The sequence below is a fragment of the Mesorhizobium sp. M7A.F.Ca.CA.003.01.2.1 genome (genome assembly GCF_003998945.1).
Taxonomy (GTDB): domain Bacteria; phylum Pseudomonadota; class Alphaproteobacteria; order Rhizobiales; family Rhizobiaceae; genus Mesorhizobium; species Mesorhizobium ciceri.
Window position 1 is genome coordinate 1 of record NZ_RZRA01001688.1, and the last position, 431, is coordinate 431.

The 431-nt window shown below is 65.4% G+C and carries 1 protein-coding gene; it reads left to right on the forward strand.

Annotated features, from left to right (window positions below):
* The coding region (locus EN969_RS34955; RefSeq protein ID WP_206525395.1) for a tRNA-dihydrouridine synthase at positions 1 to 431 on the forward strand (431 nt) is incomplete at both ends.

Sequence of the window (431 nt, forward strand, 5' to 3'; positions counted from 1 at the left end):
GGCCGGTGTCAGCATGGTGACCGTGCACGGCCGAACGCGCTGCCAGTTCTATCAGGGCAAGGCCGACTGGCGCGCCATCGCCCGCGTCAAGGAAGCCGTGTCCATCCCGGTCGTCGCCAATGGTGACGTCTCTTCGCCGGCGGAAGCGGCCGACATTCTCGATCAATCGGGTGCCGACGCCGTGATGATTGGCCGTGCCCATTATGGCGCGCCTTGGATCGCAGGTGGCGTTGCGGCCGCAGCGACAGGCGAAGCGACGCCAAATATTCCACAGAACCCGACGGCGCTCGCCGACTACATCGTGGCCCACTATGAGGATATGCTGGCGCTCTACGGCGCCGAAAGCGGCCTGCGCCAGGCGCGCAAGCATCTTGGCTGGTATCTTGATCGGCATGCCGGCGGCGTAGCCGACGACAGCCGAAAGGCCATAC